Annotated in this window: 14 protein-coding genes, 1 tRNA gene and 1 pseudogene; 6 read left to right on the forward strand and 10 right to left on the reverse strand. The window is 67.4% G+C overall.

Annotated elements, in window-relative coordinates; genetic code table 11:
• The 7 genes and pseudogenes from HR086_RS17325 to HR086_RS17355 form a co-directional block, all read right to left on the reverse strand.
• Positions 1-465 (reverse strand): annotated as a pseudogene (locus tag HR086_RS17325) (SPOR domain-containing protein); the annotation flags it as partial.
• Between the two features lie 135 nt (positions 466-600).
• A complete protein-coding gene (locus HR086_RS17330; RefSeq protein WP_141647739.1) occupies positions 601-966 on the reverse strand; it encodes an integration host factor subunit beta in 366 nt (121 codons plus the stop codon).
• A 73-nt stretch (positions 967-1,039) separates the two neighbouring features.
• Positions 1,040-1,813, reverse strand: a complete 774-nt coding sequence (locus HR086_RS17335) for a hypothetical protein (protein ID WP_141647738.1) — start codon at positions 1,811-1,813, stop codon at positions 1,040-1,042.
• 30 nt (positions 1,814-1,843) lie between these two features.
• Entirely contained in the window at positions 1,844-2,890 is a 1,047-nt protein-coding gene (mnmA, locus tag HR086_RS17340) for a tRNA 2-thiouridine(34) synthase MnmA (RefSeq protein ID WP_174455322.1), read from the reverse strand.
• A 107-nt stretch (positions 2,891-2,997) separates the two neighbouring features.
• On the reverse strand, positions 2,998-4,269 hold the full coding sequence (locus HR086_RS17345) for a CCA tRNA nucleotidyltransferase (RefSeq protein WP_174462088.1): 1,272 nt from the start codon (positions 4,267-4,269) through the stop codon (positions 2,998-3,000).
• A 151-nt stretch (positions 4,270-4,420) separates the two neighbouring features.
• Complete coding sequence (locus HR086_RS17350) at positions 4,421-5,656, reverse strand: MFS transporter (protein ID WP_174462087.1); 1,236 nt, start codon at positions 5,654-5,656, stop codon at positions 4,421-4,423.
• Positions 5,657-5,668: 12 nt separating this feature from the next.
• The gene (locus HR086_RS17355) at positions 5,669-6,211 is read right to left on the reverse strand and encodes a TetR/AcrR family transcriptional regulator (protein ID WP_174466160.1); all 543 of its coding nucleotides are present in this window, start codon (positions 6,209-6,211) and stop codon (positions 5,669-5,671) included.
• A gap of 425 nt (positions 6,212-6,636) precedes the next feature.
• Between HR086_RS17355 and HR086_RS17360 the strand changes: the two genes are divergently transcribed.
• From HR086_RS17360 to HR086_RS17370, 3 genes are all read left to right on the forward strand, one after another.
• The gene (locus HR086_RS17360; RefSeq protein ID WP_174466161.1) at positions 6,637-8,973 is read left to right on the forward strand and encodes a VCBS repeat-containing protein; all 2,337 of its coding nucleotides are present in this window, start codon (positions 6,637-6,639) and stop codon (positions 8,971-8,973) included.
• A gap of 1,037 nt (positions 8,974-10,010) precedes the next feature.
• Positions 10,011-10,084: transfer RNA gene (locus tag HR086_RS17365), tRNA-Arg, on the forward strand.
• A 254-nt stretch (positions 10,085-10,338) separates the two neighbouring features.
• A complete protein-coding gene (locus HR086_RS17370; RefSeq protein WP_256433644.1) occupies positions 10,339-10,857 on the forward strand; it encodes a peptidylprolyl isomerase in 519 nt (172 codons plus the stop codon).
• A gap of 679 nt (positions 10,858-11,536) precedes the next feature.
• Here HR086_RS17370 and HR086_RS17375 read toward each other — a convergent pair.
• Both HR086_RS17375 and HR086_RS17380 read right to left on the reverse strand, forming a co-directional pair.
• Positions 11,537-11,965, reverse strand: coding sequence for a hypothetical protein (locus HR086_RS17375; RefSeq protein ID WP_174466163.1), 429 nt, complete (start codon positions 11,963-11,965; stop codon positions 11,537-11,539).
• The gene (locus HR086_RS17380; RefSeq protein ID WP_174466164.1) at positions 11,911-12,651 is read right to left on the reverse strand and encodes a hypothetical protein; all 741 of its coding nucleotides are present in this window, start codon (positions 12,649-12,651) and stop codon (positions 11,911-11,913) included. Before HR086_RS17380 ends, HR086_RS17375 begins: the two co-directional genes overlap by 55 nt.
• A gap of 226 nt (positions 12,652-12,877) precedes the next feature.
• Between HR086_RS17380 and HR086_RS17385 the strand changes: the two genes are divergently transcribed.
• From HR086_RS17385 to HR086_RS17395, 3 genes are all read left to right on the forward strand, one after another.
• Entirely contained in the window at positions 12,878-13,054 is a 177-nt protein-coding gene (locus HR086_RS17385; protein WP_174455312.1) for a hypothetical protein, read from the forward strand.
• 163 nt (positions 13,055-13,217) lie between these two features.
• Positions 13,218-14,213, forward strand: a complete 996-nt coding sequence (locus HR086_RS17390) for a peptidyl-prolyl cis-trans isomerase (protein WP_174455311.1) — start codon at positions 13,218-13,220, stop codon at positions 14,211-14,213.
• A gap of 381 nt (positions 14,214-14,594) precedes the next feature.
• Positions 14,595-17,150 carry an RCC1 repeat-containing protein gene (locus tag HR086_RS17395; protein ID WP_254626364.1) on the forward strand — a complete coding sequence of 852 codons (2,556 nt, stop codon included), beginning with the start codon at positions 14,595-14,597 and terminating at the stop codon, positions 17,148-17,150.
• A 62-nt stretch (positions 17,151-17,212) separates the two neighbouring features.
• Here the strand turns inward: HR086_RS17395 and HR086_RS17400 are convergent, their stop codons facing one another.
• Positions 17,213-18,418, reverse strand: a complete 1,206-nt coding sequence (locus HR086_RS17400) for a PLP-dependent aminotransferase family protein (protein ID WP_174466165.1) — start codon at positions 18,416-18,418, stop codon at positions 17,213-17,215.
• Positions 18,419-18,519 lie beyond the last annotated feature (101 nt).

Below are 18,519 nucleotides of genomic sequence, written 5' to 3' on the forward strand. Positions count from 1 at the left end.
GGGCTTGGGCGTCTCGGCGACAGCGACGGCCTGGGGCTCCTCGGCGGGCTCCTCCGGGGGCAGCTCGCCCGTGTCGGGGTCCGGCGTCGGGGCCATCGCGGCGGTCCTGGCGGGCTCGGGCGGCTTGGGCGCGGGCTTCTCCACGGGCGCGGCGGGCTTGGGAGCGGCGGGCTTGGGAGCGACGGCGACGGGCTCGGCGCTGGCCTTGCGCGTCAGCTCGTCCTGGAAGGTGAGCGCGGAGTCCTTGTGCTGCACGGCCTGGAGCGCCTGGGCATTGGCATCCAGCGCGGAGAGCAGGTCGGGAGCGCTGGCCGTCTGCACGTCACCGGCGAGCTTCTTCCCCACGACGACGCCCAACACGAAGACGGCGCCGAGCACGACGATGCCGGCGATCAACAGGCTCACAATCTGCCGGTTGTCGAGAGAGACGTCGAACTTCTCCTTCATCCGGTGGGCGTCTCGCATGACTCAGGGATCCTCGCGCGCGGACAGAGCGGGCCACACGAGTCCGTGTTGCGGCCTGTAGCGTCGGCGTCGAGGCAAAGTACGCCCCACCCCCCACCCGGTCAAATTCACGGAAGCGGCGTCCTGGCCGCGCCGTCACCGCGCCACGGACGTCACCGGCAACACCGCCGTGGCGAGCGCCACCGAGGGCAGCACGGAGCCCACGGGCTCCTGCCTCGGCGCGGGCGCATTGAGCCGCGCACGCAGCTCCTTGCCGGCGGCGAAGCTGAGCGTGCGGCGCTCCGGCACGGCGACACTCTGCCCCGTCTTCGGATTGCGTCCCGTACGGGCGCGGCGCGTGCGAAGGGAGAAGACGCCAAAGCCTCGCAGCTCGATGCGCTTTCCCGCCACGAGGGCCTCCGCCATGCAGTCGAAGACGGCATGGACGATGGCTTCCAACTCGCGCCGCGGGACGTGGGGTGCACGCGCCGCGATGCGCTCGATGAGCTCACTCCTCGTCATGGCACACCTCCGCGAGGGACGGTGGACTCTACAGAAGGCGCACCCGCGAGGACAAACCACCCTGTCCCACGCCTCAGCGCAGGCGCAGGTCGGCGGGGCCTTCGACCTCGACCTCGGAGCCGTCCTTCGCCCTCAAGGTGACTTCCGCCCCATCAGGAACGAGCAGGCGGACGGTGCGGCCCAGGGGCACCTCGCGCCCCTCCAGGAGCACGGCGGTGGCCAGGTCATCCGTCTCCGCTACGGCGAAGCCATCATCCACCACCGCCACCAGCCCACCTTCCCCCAGGTCTCCCGCATGGATGAAGGGGACCTTCGGACGGAACGGCGGCGCGGGCAGCGGCGTGTGCGGCCCTTCGTGATCGGTGTCCGAGCCCAGCCGCTGCAAGCCGTTGGGCGTGAAGAAGGCGACGAAGTACTGCGTGGAGGTGTACGCGTCCTCGTGCGCGCTCTTGGGTGTCACCTGCACGTTGGTGTAGCGGGCGGCGACGATGCGCAGCGCGCGAGGCGCCTCCTGCACGCTGCCCTCCACCCACCGGTGCGCCGGGAGGTTGGAGCCGTGGAGCTTCGCCTCGTCCGCGTCGCCAATCTCCAGCGTGTCGCCCTTCTCGAGGAAGCGCAGGCCTCCGCCGAAGTACTCGAGCACGGCGGGACCGGTGGCCGTGAGCAGCGCGTCCCCCGTGAGCTGGGCACCGACGGCGACGGTGCGCTGCTCCTTGCCCTGCGTACGCAGCACCGGGGCCCCCGCCGCGAGCAACCCGGCGATGGGCTTGTCCGAGCGCTCCTTACAGGCGGTGACCAGGCTCGCGGTCGCGGCCACGAGCAGACATCCCATGAGGCGCTGCGCCATGTCCCGCTTCCTCCTCAAGACGACTCGAGCTCAGACGATCCAACCACCACCCAGCACCTTGTCCTGAGCGTAGACCACCGCGGCCTGTCCTGGGGTGACGGCTCGCGCGGGGGCATCCAACTTCACCGAAACGAGACCATGGGGCGAGATTTCCACACGTCCCGCGGCCCCCGCGTGGCGGTGCCGGATGCGGACCTCCACGGGCGTCTCCGGGGACGGTGGCGCATCCACCCAGTGGGGCTGGAGCAGCCCGAAGCGATCACGCCCCGTCTCCTCGGCGCTGCCCACCACCACGCGGTGGGTCTCCGGCTCCAGTCGCTGGACGTAGCGCACCTGTCCGCCACCCAGGTTGAGCCCCTTGCGCTGCCCCACCGTGTAGCGGTGGATGCCCTGGTGGGTGCCGAGCACCTGGCCGTCCCCATCGACAATCTCGCCCGAGGGCTGGGGGCCGGCGACCTTCTCCACGAAGCCCGCGTAGTCACCGTCCGGCACGAAGCAGATCTCCATGCTCTCCGGCTTGTGGCTGGTGGTCAGGCCGTGGCGCTCGGCGACGGCGCGGACCTCCGCCTTCGTCATGTCCCCCACGGGGAAGACGATGTCGCGCAGCTCGTCCTGGCCGAGCGTGAAGAGGAAGTAGCTCTGGTCCTTCGCGGCGTCGACGGCGCGGCGCAGGACGAAGCGGCCGTCGGTCTCCTCCACACGCGCGTAGTGGCCGGTCGCAAGCCTCGCTCCGAGCGCTCGGGCGCGCTTGAGGAGGAAGTTGAACTTCACGTCGCGGTTGCAGGCCACGCACGGGATGGGCGTGCGCCCACCGAGGTAGGACTGGACGAAGGGATTGACGACGCGGTCCTGGAAGATCTCCTCCGCGTTGGCGACGTAGAACGGAATCCCGAGCGTCTGGGCGACGGCGCGTGCGTCATCGATATCGTCCGGACTGCAGCAACTCCCACACTTCGCCTTGCCCTCGTAGGACCAGACGCGCAGGGTGATGCCAATGACCTCGTGGCCCTGTTCCTTGAGCAGGGCGGCAGCGGCCGAGGAATCCACCCCGCCGCTCATCGCAACGACGACTCGCATGGTGCCCCTTCCTACACGCCCCAGCGTCCGGGCGCACGCGGGAGGACGGGGGGAGCCCCCCAAACCCGACCCCAGAGCCCGGTGGGAGGGCCGCCCACCGGCCGGGCTCAGGCCCCCGTGCGAGCCGACTGCCAGGCCTGGAGCCGCTGCTTGAGGCCCTCGGCGGTGTTCAGGGCAGGCTCGTCGAGCACCGAGTCCATGAGGAAGCGTGTCGCCTCGCCGACGATGGGCGACGGGCCGACGGCGAGCGTGGCCATGATATCGCCCCCGGTGAGCGCCAGGTCCTTGGGCACCAGGGGCGGCTTCGCGGCGGCCAGGGCCTCCAGCCGCGCGAACAGGCGCTCCAGGTCTGGCAGGCGCTCCGGGGCACGGACCTGGACGCGGGCCCGGGCCACCGCGAGGAGCTGCGGAAGCTGGGGAAGCCCCACGCGAGCCAGGAGTCGGCGCAGCGAGGGGTCCGTGTCCGAGAAGCGCTCTTCCAACTTCGCGGTCTCCACGAGCAGGGCCACCAGGTCGGCGACCTTGTTGGGGAACTTGAGCCGCAGGCCGATGTCACGAGCCTGGGCGCGGTCGACGAGGTCCGCGAGCAGCACGGCCACGCGAATCTCGATGTCGTTCGGCGCGGCCTGCACCGCGGCGCGCGCGAGCTGGGCGGCTTCCGGGGTGGCTCGGGCCACTTCGGGGAGGAACACGTCCAGCAGCCCCGTCTCCGCGAGCAGCAGCAGCCCCCCTTCCGCGCGCGGAGAGAGCAGCAACTTGGTCAGCTCCTCGCGCACGCGCTCCAGGGCCACCTTGCGGAACACGGCGAGGGTCGCGGGAATGGCGTCGCGGGTGTCCGGGTCGAGCGAGAAGCCGAGCACCGCGGCGAAGCGGACCGCGCGCATGGGGCGCAGACCGTCCTCGGAGAAGCGCTCCAGGGCCGAACCCACGCACCGGATGAGCTGGGCCTGGAGGTCCGTCTGGCCGCCGAACGGGTCCGCGAGGTCGCGGTCCAGTGGGTTGTAGGCCATCGCGTTGATGGTGAAGTCGCGGCGGGACAGGTCCTTGACGATGTCGCGCTCGAAGGCGACGGAGCTGGGCCTCCGTCCGTCGAGGTAGTCCCCTTCCGAGCGGAACGTCGTCACCTCGACGTGGGTGCCGCCCTGCACGACGGTGACGGTGCCGTGCTGGATGCCCGTGGGGATGACCTTGCGGAAGGCGCGCTGGACCTCCTCGGGGAGCGCGCTGGTGGCCACGTCGAAGTCCTTCGGGTGAACCTTGCGAACCATGTCCCGGACGCAGCCGCCCACCAGATACACGGCGTGGCCCAGCTCTCGCAGCCGGGCGATGACGTCGAGCACGGGTTGGGGAATGTCGGCGTTGTGGAGGTTGGCGAGCATGGGTCCAGGGGCGGCGAGCGACGTGCCCGCCTGACAACCCGGGTTGTACTTGCGCGCGCCCCTCCGAAGCCAGGGCCCTGGCGACAGGCCCCGTGCAACTCGCGGCAGTGTTCCGCGATGGATGGTGGATCCGTCCCCCCGTGCGGCCCGCTCAGCCGGACCGCTTCTCAGGGAGGCGGGTGGCCGACAGAACTCCGGACAAGGACAGCACGAGCACGCCGGCGAGCGGCACCACGAGCAGCCCCACGCGAAGTCCCACGGCGTCGGCGACGAGGCCGACCACGGGAGGCGACAAGAGGAAGCCCAGGCGCATCAACCAGCTCACGAGCGTGAGGCCCGTGCCAGGTCGCAGTCCGGGAAGCTCGTCAGCACCGTGCATGGCGGCGGGCACCAGCGTCGAGACTCCGAAGCCCGCGAGCGCGAACCCCGCGATGGTGGCGGGCACCGACGGGAACAGCAGAGCCGCCCCCATGCCCACCGCCGCGAGCCCGCCTCCTGCCCGAGCCACGGCGCGCTGTCCGAACCTGTCGACGAACCTGTCGCCGAGCAGCCTCCCGATGAACTGCGAACCCACGAGCGCCACGTATCCGAACGAGGCGACCACGACGCCCGCGCCGAGCGTGCCGGAAAGATAGACAGCCGCCCAGGTCGACCCCGCGTCCTCGACGAGCGCTCCGCCGAGGGCAATCAGGACCAGCGCGGCGACCACGAGCCCCAGGCGCAGTCGACCCGGCGCTCCACGGCGTGCCGGGTCACTCTCCAGCTGCGACGCGTCCTCGGATGAGACATTGGACGCAGTGGGCTCGGGGCCGGGCAGCAAGTAGCGCAGGGCGGTCAACGACACGAGTGAGAAGACCAGGGCCGAGACACCCAGGTGGACACCACGTGGCACGTTGAGCCCCGCGGCGAGCCCGCCCATGAGTCCCCCCAGCACGGCGCCAATGCTCCAGACCGCGTGGAACCCATTGAGGATCGACCTGCCATAGAGACGCTGCACCCGCAGGCCGTGGGAGTTCTGGGCCACGTCCGTGATCGCATCCATGCTGCCGGCGAGAAAGAGTGTCACCGCGAGCGCCACCCACGAGGGCGCGACACCGGCGCACAACACGCCCAACCCCGTGAGCACCGTCCCGGCCACGGCGACCCGTGACGAGCGGAAGCGACGGATGAGCGCTCCGGCGGCCAGCCCGGCCACCAGGGCTCCGAACGGGAAGGACGCGACGGCGAGTCCGTACTGGGCATTGCTGAGCCCGAGGTCGGATTTGATCTGCGGATAGCGCGGCAACAGGTTGGCGAAGATGGCGCCATTGGTGAGGAACAGCACCGCGACGGCGGCGCGGGCCGCTCGGTGCTCGCGGAGCACCGGGGGGCGGAGGGGGATGGTCATGAGGCAGCGGCTCTAGGATGAGAGGAATTGGAGCACGGCGTCGCGAGTGACGTCGCGGCCGTGCGGTGTCGGGTCGAGGCTGACGTGGATGAACAGGCCTTCAATCAAGGCGTCGAGCTTGTGGGAGGTTCGCGCGTCGACGTGCTGTTCGAGCACCGCGCGGCTGCGGCGCATCCAGTCGTGGGTGATCTGCCGGAAGGCGGGCTTCCGGGCCGCGAGGGTGTAGAGCTCGAGCGTGAGCACCAGGTCGTCGGGACCGGCCACGAGGTCCTTGTGAACCAGATCGACGATGGCCGTGGCGAGCTCGTCACGAGAAGCGACCGCCGAGAGTCGCGCAGTGAAGCGCTCGCTGACACGCTCGGCGAAGCGGGTGAAGGCCTCGCGCAGCAGTTCGTCCATGCTCGTGAAGTGGTAGGTCATCGAGCCGAGAGGCACCCCGGCCCGGTCCGCGACGCGCCGGTGCGAAGTGCCCGCCACCCCACCCTCCGCGATGACCGAGAGCGCGGCGTCAATGATGCGGTCGCGTCGGTCGGGGTCGTTTCGTCGGGTCGCCATGGGACTCCTGGCTCAGGGAGAAGATACCCTCCATGTGTACGTTCGTACATATCGACAGGGTCCGGGGCGAATTTGTTCCCGAGCGAGGACCCTTTTCTCGGGCCCGAAGCGGTCGAGCAGGCATCCAGCAGCCCGGCGGCCCAGGTCGTTCCATCCGGCCGGAGAAGGATCCCGTGAGGCCCGCTGGCAATCCCAGACACCCGAGCCCCTCCTTCCCGCCCTTGACTCTGGCCCACACGGAAAGGAATGGCTCTCGCGCTGGCGGAGATCATCGACGGAGAAGTTCGCGATGTGTATGACACTCCTCCATGAAATCAGCTCCTCCTGAATCATCCCAAAGACTCAGACTGCTACTGGCGGGCACCGCCGCCGCGCTGGGTCTGGTCGTGCCGCAGATCTCTTTCGCTGATCCGGATTGCGGCCCCTTGGACCCACGGCCGATCTGCAACCCCACCGAAGTTCCTGGGCCCACTGTTCGAGCACCCTTCTGGATTCACGAAGGCAAGCGATTCTTCGTGATTGGCGCCTTCGACTATCCTGATCGAGTCACCGCGGATGCGGGTGATTCGGATGATTTCCCAAACATCGACAAGACAGAGGTCGCGCTGAATGAACTGGGGCGCGTGGGATTCAATACCTTGATCCTGGACATGCAGGATCTGACGGCAGCCGACCTGGACAAGCTGGAGTTGCGCGGCGTCCACGCCCTGGCCAAGGCCTGGAACTGGAGTCACCGAGGAGAGGGGGAAAGTGAGCTCCACTGGGTGCGAGAGGTGGCCGCTCAGCACCATGTCGGTAGCGACCTGGACCTCAAGATCCAGGAACTGAAGGCCAAACCGGCGCTCCTTGGCTATGACTCCATGGACGAGATGGGCTGGAACAAGGATGGAGGAGGACAGATCGTATGGGATGGCGGGGCCATTGACGGGCCCAAGACAGACTCCAATCGTGCTCGAATCCCCACGGTGGAGGAGGCCACGAGCTTCCGCGCGTTCGTCAACGAGAGAGACCCGGCGCACCATGTCTACTACACGGAGATCGCCGCCAATGATGCGGAGGGCGTTGCGGCTTGGGAAGGCATCCCCGGCTTCCCCGCATCGGAGTACCGGAAATGGAGGGCCGCTGCGAACGCGTGGGGACAGGACAGGTACCCCATCTCCCTCCTGCCCGGCGGCGGGTCTCCACCATTCCCCCTGGCCCCCCTCAATCACCCGGCGGAGAGCATCGAAGCCATGAAGGTTCTCCATGACGACAACTTCGTGGCACCCTACTCCCCCGCGGGCCCCATATTGATAGTGCTTCAGGGACAGGGCTATGCCGAGTGCTGCAGCTCTCACATGGGACCGACAATAGGCCGCAGACCCAACTACACGGAGACACGCTTCATGGCGTACTCCTCCATCATCCATGAGGCTCGCGGCATCTTCTGGTGGGGAACGGAAAACATCGAGCAAGACTCTCAGCTCTGGTGGGACATCAAGAAGGTCGCCTCGCAGCTGCGCATCCTGGAGCCCGCGCTGCTCTCGGACGAAACGTATGCCCTTGGGGGCTTCGCGCCCGATGCCGGCGCCGGACAGCTCGAGGGCATCCGAAGCACCATCGGACAGCACAACATCCTCATCGTCGCCAACCGCACGCCCACGGCGGTGACCGGCCCCATCACTCCGGTTGCCTGGAATGGAACTTCGCCGGCTCGCCCCCTCTTCGAGCAGCGCAGCAGCATCCTCTACAACTCCAGCCAGGGTGGATGGACCGACACGTTCGGCCCCTGGGAGGTCCATGTCTACACGGACGCGCCCATCTATGGGCGGAAGGATGACTTCGATGGGGATGGGAAGTCGGACTTCACCTGGTACTGGGAGTCACCCGCCATGCCGCAGACAGGGCTTCTCACTGTCCAGGCCAGCTCGCTTCCCCGGCCGATGCGCTTCCCAGGAGGTCTCCCGGGGGACATCTCGCTCACTGGCGACTACGACGGAGACGGCCTCACGGACTTCGCGGTGTACACTCCCGCCGAGAACTCCAACGCCGCGGGGTTCTTCACGGTGTGGCGGAGCCGGGGGCAGCACTGGAGCTGGTTCGATTATGGGGAGCAGGGCGACATCCCCATCGCCGCTGACTACGACGGCGATGGGACCACGGACATCGCCGTGTACCATCACTTCACCGCCCCTAAGAGTACCCCTTCCGGGCTGTACTATGGAGAGTTCCGGTGGCTCTCGAGTCTGGATGGTCTCCCGCAGACCTTCCTAATGGGCGAGCCCGACGACACGCCCATCGTCGGAGACTTCGACGGCGACGGCCTCGATAACTTCGCCATGTATAAGCATAAAGCAGGTACGGGCTGGGGTGGATGGTTCACGGTGTGGAAGCCTGCGGAGAACGCCTGGGATTGGGACACGATGGGACAGGTCGGAGACATTCCTGTCGTCGGGGACTACGACGGCGATGGCCGAAGCGACCTGGCCCTCTACACGCCCCGCTGGCCCACGAACGACGGCGGCGGTTATTTCACCTACGTCCACAGCTCGACGGGGACGTCCTACGTGAAGTTCCTCGGCGGGGTCGGCGATGTTCCCGTGACGGGCGACTACGACGGAGACAGCAAGACAGACATCGCGGTCTACACGCCTCGCACGAGCAGTCCAGCAGCGGGCGGGTACTACACCATCACCTTCTCGGGCTCGCAGATCACGAGCACACGAAGCAGAGCCGGGGTACGGACCGGAGAGCTGCCCATGGGAAGGGAATGGCAGCAATGACAGGCGGACATGGCTCGCGAGAATGAGCCATGACGCACTCGGGACCTGGGCCATCCAGGTCCCGAGCAGTCGCCCCCACGGGATATGGGCGGCTGAACATCTGGGTGGCGACTACTTGCAGCAGATGCCTCCCTCTTCGCCGAACACGAGGTCTCCGAGCAACCGCTGCCCCAGAGGACACCCGTCCCTGTGGGTGCTTCCATCTCCCGGATCTCCCCGTGGACTCCCTCCCTTCGCGAGACACTCCTCGGGCGTCAACGGATCCCCTCCACCCTCGTTGTCGCTATCACCACAAGCCACCGCCCCGACACCGATTCCCAGAATGACAACCATTCTTTTCCAGAACATCCGCACGACTCCATTCTCGTGAAGAGTCGCCCCCAACAAGCAATCCACGTACCATTGCATACCTGCCACCGGTTTCAGACCCGCCCTTGTTTGCCCCAACGAAGTGGCGGCTCAGGATTCTGATGGGCCTCCATGAAACTTCGTGATCCAGCATGCGTTTCCGCCATCCTCGGGCAGAAACCTCTCACGCTGGGATGGACAGTTGTTTCAAGGCGGCATCACAGAGGGGAGATCGAAGGCCCTCGTGCATCAGCACGACGCATACAAGACCTCCGTCACTCAGCGAGGTCCTGCGCCTTCCCTGGCCAGCCGATGTGATTGGAACAGGGACGGTAGCACCGGAGGGTTCACGTGCCGCACGCGGAGGCTTCACCCCCAGCGCGCCTCTTGCCATTGCGCAGGGCGGTGGTGGCGCCCGCTGCGTCCCTCGGCCTTGAGGCGAGGAAGCGGGCCACCTGGTCCCCGCTGAGCAGACCGCGTCGGCTGCCTCCCCCTTTGTCGGATAGGCGTCAGGGGCGCCGCTCGGAGAGTGGCAGCTCGGCCAGGGCCTCACTCTCGTTGCACGCCTCCAGCCGCCTGCTATAACGCGCTGGCCGGTTACGTACTGCTTACGGACCGGGGTGAAGGACTCGTCGAAGGTGGCGGCCCTTCATCAGAAAGTACAAGTAGTTCCGCAGCTTTAGCCGTCCGACCTCGTAGCTCAGTTGGATAGAGCGGCGGTTTCCTAAACCGCAGGCCACAGGTTCGATTCCTGTCGGGGTCATAGCGGAACCCCTTGATTTTCCAAGGGGTTCCGCTCGCAGCACCTGTCGCGGACAGTGCCTGACGCGCCGGCGTGGCGTCCTTGTGGCGCTGCGACGCTGAAGCCCCCCGGGTAGTCCGACCGGCCAGTTCCCGTGGAAGCGGGGCTACCCATCCCTCAGCGGGCCCTGCCTCGACGGCCATCACCCCGCGATCACAGTGCCGGACAACGGGGCGGTGCGGCCCGAGTCGAGGTACAGCCCCCCATAGAAGGCACTGCAGGCGGACTCAGCGAAGCGGCCCCAGGCACGGGCCTTGGTGGTGAAGCTGCTGTCGGACCTGAAGGCGACGGAAGCCGGCCCCATCAAGAGCGCGTTCAAACTGGCGGCCTCGCAGCAGTCGCAGGCCGCAGCCTCCAAGGCCGCAGGGGAGACCTGGGGTTCCCACAGTCGGGAGAAGCTGACCCAGGCCTGGGGCGCCGCGCTGGCGGAGACGGCGCTCGGTCTGCAGTCGTCGTCTGAGATTGGTCAGGTCGTGGAGACCGACAAGGGCGTCCATCTGGTGAAGCTCCAGAGCCGCAGGTCGGGACGGGGCAGCAGGAAGTCGCTTTCCATTCCCATCTCCCATGACATCACCCACACACATAACTGTCGACACTCGCCAGCAACGCTGAAACAACACCGGCATAAGTCAGAGCCCACTCTCCCTCATTCGCCGGAAACACTCCTCCACGGGCCTTCCCTGAAATCGCTCAGCAAGTGCAAGCACCTCGCGCCACTTATACAATTGCTGTGAGACAACTTCCTCCGTGCCCCCGACTGCCGTGAGCACCAGATGGAAATCTTTCTCGTACGCGTTCTGCTTTCCGGGGGGCCTATACGGATCAACTACTCGACCCGCTGGCCTGAATCGTATCTCCACCAGGTCCATCGCGACATGACGAGACCCCGTAACCGCCGGATGCCCCTTGGAGCAGATCTGCTCCGCGAAGTTCGGAACAATTTCGTCATCCCGCTCGATGTGCCAGGCATGGCCGAAGTCACAAACATACAACCAGTAAATACGCATACTCCGCCTCACTCAGTTCACAGAACGCAATGCGCGGTATTCGCAGGTTCGCCAGTATGATGAAGTCACCGCGAGTCGCGGAGAGCCCCTCCACGGAGACAATCTCGCCAGAGCCCCCATCCACAGCTCCCACTGAATTCCCCTCCTCCTGGCAAACTCGCGCAATTCACCATCAAGTCCGTGGGCCGCAGTATATCGCGACTCAGTCGTGCACACCTCATTCGATGGCAGCCCCGACGCATCAAGCTCAGCCAGTTCAGCATCAGGCTCGTGTCACACCAGCACGGAAACTCCGCGTCACCGCCAGCAGGGGACTCTCACTCCGCGGCAAGTGCCTCACCCGTGCGCGAGCCCCTACAGTGGGGTCCGCGCTGGGGAGGCGAAGGCATCGCTCGTGACGTGGGCGCTACAGCGCGGCCTGGAGCGTCTGCTCCAGCTCTTCGCGCGTCTGCCAGCTCACGGGACGCAGGCCCGCCACCAGTTCCAGCGTCCCACTCGAGACGGTGACGGCGGCGTGAAGGTCCGTACGCAACTGGATGCGCTTCACCTTCTCCCTCAGCGCGGTGCGGCCGATATCGTCCTTCTGGAGGGACTCCAGCACCTCATGTACACGCGCCACGAGGAAGCCGAGCGCGCGCAGCTCCTCGGCGCTCGCGGGATTGACTCCGGGGGCCAGCGCCAGCGTCAGCGGAGACTCCGTGACGGCTCGAAAGCGGGATTCCAGCGCGCCGAGCTGACGACGAAGCTCGAGCAGTGAAGGAACAGGCACGGCATCGCGCTTCAGCTCACCGAACGACGCGACATCGTGGACCGTGACGGTCTCGATGGTGCCCACGGGGATGATGACCGCGTCCTCTTGGGGTAGCCGCTCTCGCGGGGGATGAGGAGCAGGATGGCGCGGCCCTCGCGACGGTCCTCCAGCATCTCTCGGACGATGCCAGTGACGGCGCGGCCACTGCGCAGGGACAACGTCGCGCGGGGCAGCAGCAGGGGAATCCCCGAACGCTGCCGCCCGCTGATGCGCAGCAACACCTGGAGCACGGCGTCCAGCCCCTTGGCATCCGCATCCAGAAAGGCACGCAGGGAGTCACCCGTGTACGGGTTCGGCAGCTCCGGGGCGGCCTCGATCGTCCTCCGGATGGACTCCTTGCGGTCCTCCACCTGGTCCACATTCGTGACGGGCTCGTGGTCCAACGTGAGCACCCCGTCCTGAAACGTGGCGATGCTGGACGAAGAGGAGTTGCTCGACGAATTGCGGATGACGATGCGCTTGAGCGCGCCTCGCAGGAACTCCCGGCCCAGGTCGTCCTGGCCCAGGGCCGCCAACGCACCGATGAGCGGCCTGAAGTAAACCTGGGGCCACGCCTCCGCGTAGAGGTCCGCATAACCCTCCGCCGTGAGACTGGCCCAGTCGACCTCGATGGGCACCTCGAAGCGCGCGGCGGCCTCGACGTCCTTCTTGATCTTCGGGTAGTGCGTCTCCTCGAACTGCTTCGCGGCCTTGCGTTCGGCGAGTCCCATTCAATTCTCCAGACGGAGGGGATGGGCGAGGAGTCTCGCCCGATCCCCCACAAGACGCCCAGGGCCGCCCGCACGTTCCGTGTCTCCTTGAGTTCTCCCCGGCCCCACGCACTGACCGGCCTCCCCCTCGAAGACCCCACATTCCTGGGATGGACCTGCCCGGGTGGCTCCCTCCACCCTGCTCTCCTACCGGACACACCCTGTTCGCGAGAGGAGAGGACCCCGGATGTTCATCCCCCTGCCGTTGTCACGCCTCGCGACCCAACGCGTCCTCCTCCTCTGGATTGCCCTGGGCATCGTGAGTCTGGTGGTCAGTCTGGGTGGGTTCCTGAGCCCCTGCCAGTGGACCCCCGAGCGGGCATTTGCTCGCGCCTGCTCGCCACAACAACCCAAGGAGCCGTGACTGCGGGCAGGACGTTCCACCGGGGTGGCCGTCATCACACCAGGGAGAGCCGCGCCTGGCTGGCACACGGGGCCTTCAGGGCATGGGCGCGCTTGGATGCTCACTCGGAACAACGGGGTTCGCACCTCCCACCCTGTTGGATATACGCTGGTCGAGTCCGCCCATGCACACGCCCTCCGTCCGAACCCGAGTCCTGTCCGCCATCGTCGCCGTCCTCGCCCTCTCCGCCTGTGGCGGTGGCAGCGCCCCCCCAGCGGAACAGAGCGCCAAGGACACGGGCCCCGCGGTCGCGGTCGTCAATGGCCGCTCCCTGTCGACCCAGGAGGTGAAGGCGAAGCTGGACGAGCAGCCGCTGTTCGTGCGCAGCCGCTACGCCACACTGGAGAAGAAGAAGGAGTTCCTGGACAACCTCATCCGCTTCGAGCTGCTGGTGCAGGAAGCTCGCAAGCAGGGGCTGGAAAAGGACCCGGAGATCAAGGCGACGCTGGAGAAGGTGATGGTGCAGAAGCTGCTGCGAAAGCAGCAGGAGGCCGCCGCCGGGACGATTTCCGAGCCGGAGCTGCGCAAGTACTTCGACGAGCACACCTCCGAGTTCGTGAAGCCCGAGCGCGTCCGGGTGAGCCACATCTTCCTGGAGGCGCCGCCGGCTGACGCCGCGAAGCGCACGCAGGCGCGCACCACCGTGGTGAAGCTGCTCGCGGACCTGAAGACAAAGGAAGCCGGCCCCATCAAGAGCGCCTTCGAAATGGCGGCCACACAGCAGTCCCAGGATTCCGCCACCAAGGCCGCCGGGGGCGACCTGGGCTTCCGCAGCCGGGAGGAGCTGACCCAGGCCTGGGGCGCCGCGCTGGCGGATGCGGCGTTCGGTCTGAAGTCGTCGTCTGAGATTGGCCAGGTCGTGGAGACCGACAAAGGCTTCCACCTGGTGAAGTTCCAGAGCCGGCAGGTCGGGATGAACCAGACCTTCGAGCAGGCGAAGCCGCGCATCGAGGCGCGCCTGACGGGCGAGCGCCGCTCCAAGGCGATGGAGGGCTTCATCGACGGACTGAAGGCCCAGGCGAAGATCGAGGTGAAGGAAGACGCCCTCGAGCAGTTGAAGATCGAAGGCGCGGAGAACAAGCCCGCCGCCCCTGCTCCGACGTCCCAGCCCCACCCGTAGGCGGCTCGCTGCGACACACCGAGCCGGCGTACCGCCTCAGCGGTTCGCGCCGGCTCGCGAGCCCGACCTGATCGCGACAGAAGGCATCACAGACATCACGACCCCGCCAAGGACCCGCGTGTGGTGCGGAGGGCCAGCTGTGCAGCCCCCTATACACGTGCGTCATTGGGCATACATGGGCGTGCACACCCCTGCATTCTCGAGTGACTCCTCTTCGTGGGAGCAGGCGGGGCACGCTGGGTGCACAGGTGGCCCGGAGTCGGCCCCTCGTTCACTTCATGTGAACCCGGCATGAAGTAGGCTGCGATTGCCAGCGCCCGCGTGCCGAACACCGTCCGCAGCCCTTCAGTCCCTCGAATCTTCGCAAGGATTGAAATGCCCATGCAGCGACACAGTCGTTTCGCCCTCCCACTCCTGCTGGCCTCGGCGTTGCTGACCCTCGGCGCCGGCTGCTCCTCCAACCCGGAGCCGACCGACGATTGTACGACAACCCCCGCGAGCTGCACCCCAGACGCGGGCCCACCCGATGCTGGCCCTCCTCTCGAGCCGCCCACGCTCATCGAAACCACCCAGTCCGCCGTCAACACCAGGCCTGGAGAGGTGGTCTCCCTCCGAGTCATCACGCGGGACGACAAGACGCCCCAGCTCACCTACACGTGGACGGCCAGCACGGGCTCGCTCGGGACTCAGACCGACACAGTCAACATCAGCGAGGTGAAGTGGACCGCGCCCCCCTGTCTGCCCGCGGGGACTCGCATCTCCGTCACCGCCACCGTGACGGATGATGACAACCTCTCCACCACCCAGACGTTCCTGCTGTCAGCCCGCCCCTGCACGGGCCCCATGGTCTCCGGGGGCGCTCGCCACTCGCTGGCCTTGCGCGCGGATGGCACCGTCTGGGCATGGGGTAGCAACGCTTTCGGCCAGCTTGGCGATGGGACCGCCCTCGACCGCGACACCCCTGTCCAGGTGGCCGGATTGACGAACATCACCGCCGTGGCCGCGGGAGAGTCCCACTCGCTGGCCCTGCGCGAGGACGGCACTGTCTGGGCCTGGGGCTACAACGTCCGCGGCCAGCTCGGCGATGGAACGACCACGGACCGTTCCACGCCCACACAGCTGCTCGGGCTGACCCGGGTCATCAGCATCGCCGCGGGGAGCTATCACTCCATCGCGCTCCGCGAGGACGGCACCCTCCGGACATGGGGTAGCAACTCTTTCGGCCAGCTTGGCGACGGAACGACCACGACCCGAAGGTCGCCCGTGCCGGTATCGGGGCTGAATCGAGTCACCCGCGTCGCCGTCGGCAAAGCCTCTCAATCCCTGGCGGTGCGCGCGGACGGCACCGCATGGGCGTGGGGCTTCAACGCCTCGGGCCAGCTCGGCGATGGAACGACCACTGACCGCTCCACGCCCGTGCGAATCGCGGGGTTGGGGCCGGTCGTTGCCCTCTCCGGCGGCCTGGGCCGGTCCATGGCCCTCCTCACCAACGGCAGCGTCTGGGCATGGGGCTTCAATTACAAAGGCGCCCTGGGAGATGGGACGGAGTTCTCCCGGAACGAGCCCGTGGAAGTCACCGGGTTGAGAGGTGTGACGACCCTCGAAGTGGGAACCAGCCACTCCCTGGCCACGCGTGACGACGGGACGGTCTGGGCGTGGGGGGAAAACTATTACGGTCAACTGGGAGATGGAACGGCGGTGGACCGCCACACGCCCGTCCAGGTGCCGGAGCTGACCGGCGTCGTTTCCGTCTCCGCCAGCGAGGAGCACTCTCTCGCGCTCCTTCGTGACGACACCCCGCTGGCCTGGGGCCACAACGGAGACGGGCGCCTCGGCGTGGGAGCGCCTCCTCGACGCCACACACCCACCCAGGTCCCCGGGCTGACAGGTGTGCTTCACGTCGCCTCGGACGACCACCACTCACTGGCCCTGCGCGAGGATGGCACCGTCTGGGCATGGGGTGACAACGACAACGGCCAGATTGGCGATGGGACCTTCCTCCGGCGCCCCTCCCCGGTGCAGGTGTCTGGACTCACCGACATCGTCGCCATCGCCGTGGGCGACACGCACTCACTGGCCCTGCGTGGCGACGGCACCCTCTGGGCATGGGGCACCAATGCTTCCGGCACACTCGGCGATGGGACAACGGTCATCAGCCGCAAAGCCATCCAGGTACCCAACCTCACCCACGTCACCCGAATCGCCGTGGGCATGAAACATTCGCTCGCCCTGCGCGAAGACGGCACCGTCTGGGTCTGGGGCAGCAACCTCTTCGGCCAGCTTGGCGACGGAACAACCACCGACCGAAGCGTGCCTGTTCAGGTGCCCGGCCTCACCCACGTCACCCGAATCGCCGCGGGTGGGTACCACTCACTCGCCCTGCGCGATGACGGCACCCTTTGGGCCTGGGGCCTCAACGTCGTCGGCCAGCTCGGCGATGGAACGAACACCCACCGCCACGTGCCCTTCCCGGTGTATGCGTTGACCAACGTCTTCGATGTGGCCGCGGGCATGGACCACTCGCTCGCCGTGCTGACGGACGGCACCGCCTGGGCCTGGGGATGGAACAAGCAGGGACAGCTCGGCACCGGACGGGACACAGTTGGACGGATAGCGGATCGGATGAGCGGGCTGACCCACATCCGAGCCCTGGCCGGCGGCGGCGAGCATTCCCTGGCCCTGCGCGAGGATGGAACGCTCCTGGCCACGGGTAGCAACAGCCACGGCCAGCGCGGAGACGCCAGCTCCGGTGACCAACTCACCGCGCAACAGGTGGCCGGCATCTCCAACCTCATCCACATCGCCGCGGGCAACCGCCACTCCCTGGCCGTCCGCGATGACGGCACCGTCTGGACCTGGGGCGACAATCTCATGGGTCAGCTTGGCGACGGGACCTCGGCCGACGTCCACCACCCGAGGCAGGTCACGCTGCCATAGGCGACTGAAGGGAGGGGGCCTCCGAAGCACCCGTCCCCTTCCCTTCGCGTCCAAAGCCAGACTCAAGCCGCCCGAAGGACCGTGCCCAGCCGACGCACGGCCTCCTCGATGCGCGCTGGATCACAATTCGAGAAGTTCAATCGCAGCCCATGTGACGCCGAACGCCCGCCGCTCACGCCGAAAGCCTGCCCCGGAAGAAACGCCACCTGCTGCGTCTCCAGCGCCCGGGCCAGCAACACCGTGGTGTCGCTCCCCTCCGGCAACTCCACCCAGACGAACATCCCGCTCGTGGGCTTCGTCCACGAAGCCCCGGCCGGCAGGTGCGTCTCCAGCGCCCTCAGCAACGTGTCCCGCCGCAGCCGGTACTCCCCTCGCAGCCGCGTCAGGTGCGCCTCCAACTTCCCCGACTGGAGGAACGAGAGCACCATCCGCTGCGTGAAGGTCGCCGTGTCGATGTCGCTCGACTCCTTCACCGTCGCCAACCGGAAGACCAGCGACTCCGGCACCACCACCCAGCCCACCCGCAGCGCCGGCGCCAGGATTTTCGAGAACGAGCCGACGTAATAGACCCACTGCGCGTCCAACGAGCGCAGCGGAGGCAGTGCCCCGCCCTCCTCGTAGTGGAGCAAGCCGTACGCATCGTCCTCGATGATGGGCATGCGGTACTCCCGCGCCAGGCCCACCAGTCGCTCCCGCGCATCCATCGCGAGGCTCGTCCCGAGCGGATTGTGCCCGTCACTCATCGTGTAGAAGAACGCCGGCCGCTCCCCTGACGCGAGCAGCGACGCCAGGCCGTCCAGGTCCAACCCCGTCCGCGCATCCCTGCGCACCGTGAGCCGTCTCGCCTGGAACGGATCCAACACCTGCTGGAAGCCCGAATACACCCGGTCCTCCAGGAGCACCGTCTGCCCCGGCTCCAGCAAGAGCCTCGTCAGGAGGTTCAGCCCCTGCTGCGCCCCCGTCGTCAGGAACACCTGAGTCGTCGAGCAGCGCACCCCGCGCTTCGCCATCAGCGCCACCACCTGCTCGCGCAGGGGCTCCAGCGTCGGCGAGTACTGCAACGCCCCCACCTGCTCCGCCAGCACCCGCGCCGCCGCCTCCGCCATCCCCTCCGTGGGAAACAGCTCCGCGGCGGGCAGCCCCAACGCAAGCGAGAACACGCCCGGCCGGGTGATGATCTGCAGCATGTCCTGGATGGCCGAGGGCGCCAGCCGCCGGGCCCAGGACGCCAGCGGCAACTCCGAAGAGGAAGTCGAGGATGCCGTCACGTGGAGAAGCCTCCGGACGCTGACGCACAAAACGTGCGCACTCTTGAAGGTCCGACGTAATGGTAGCGCAGGCGAAATCCGCGAGGGCTAAAAGCCGTTAG

This window comes from Myxococcus sp. CA039A, assembly GCF_013336645.1.
Lineage (GTDB): Bacteria > Myxococcota > Myxococcia > Myxococcales > Myxococcaceae > Myxococcus > Myxococcus llanfairpwllgwyngyllgogerychwyrndrobwllllantysiliogogogochensis.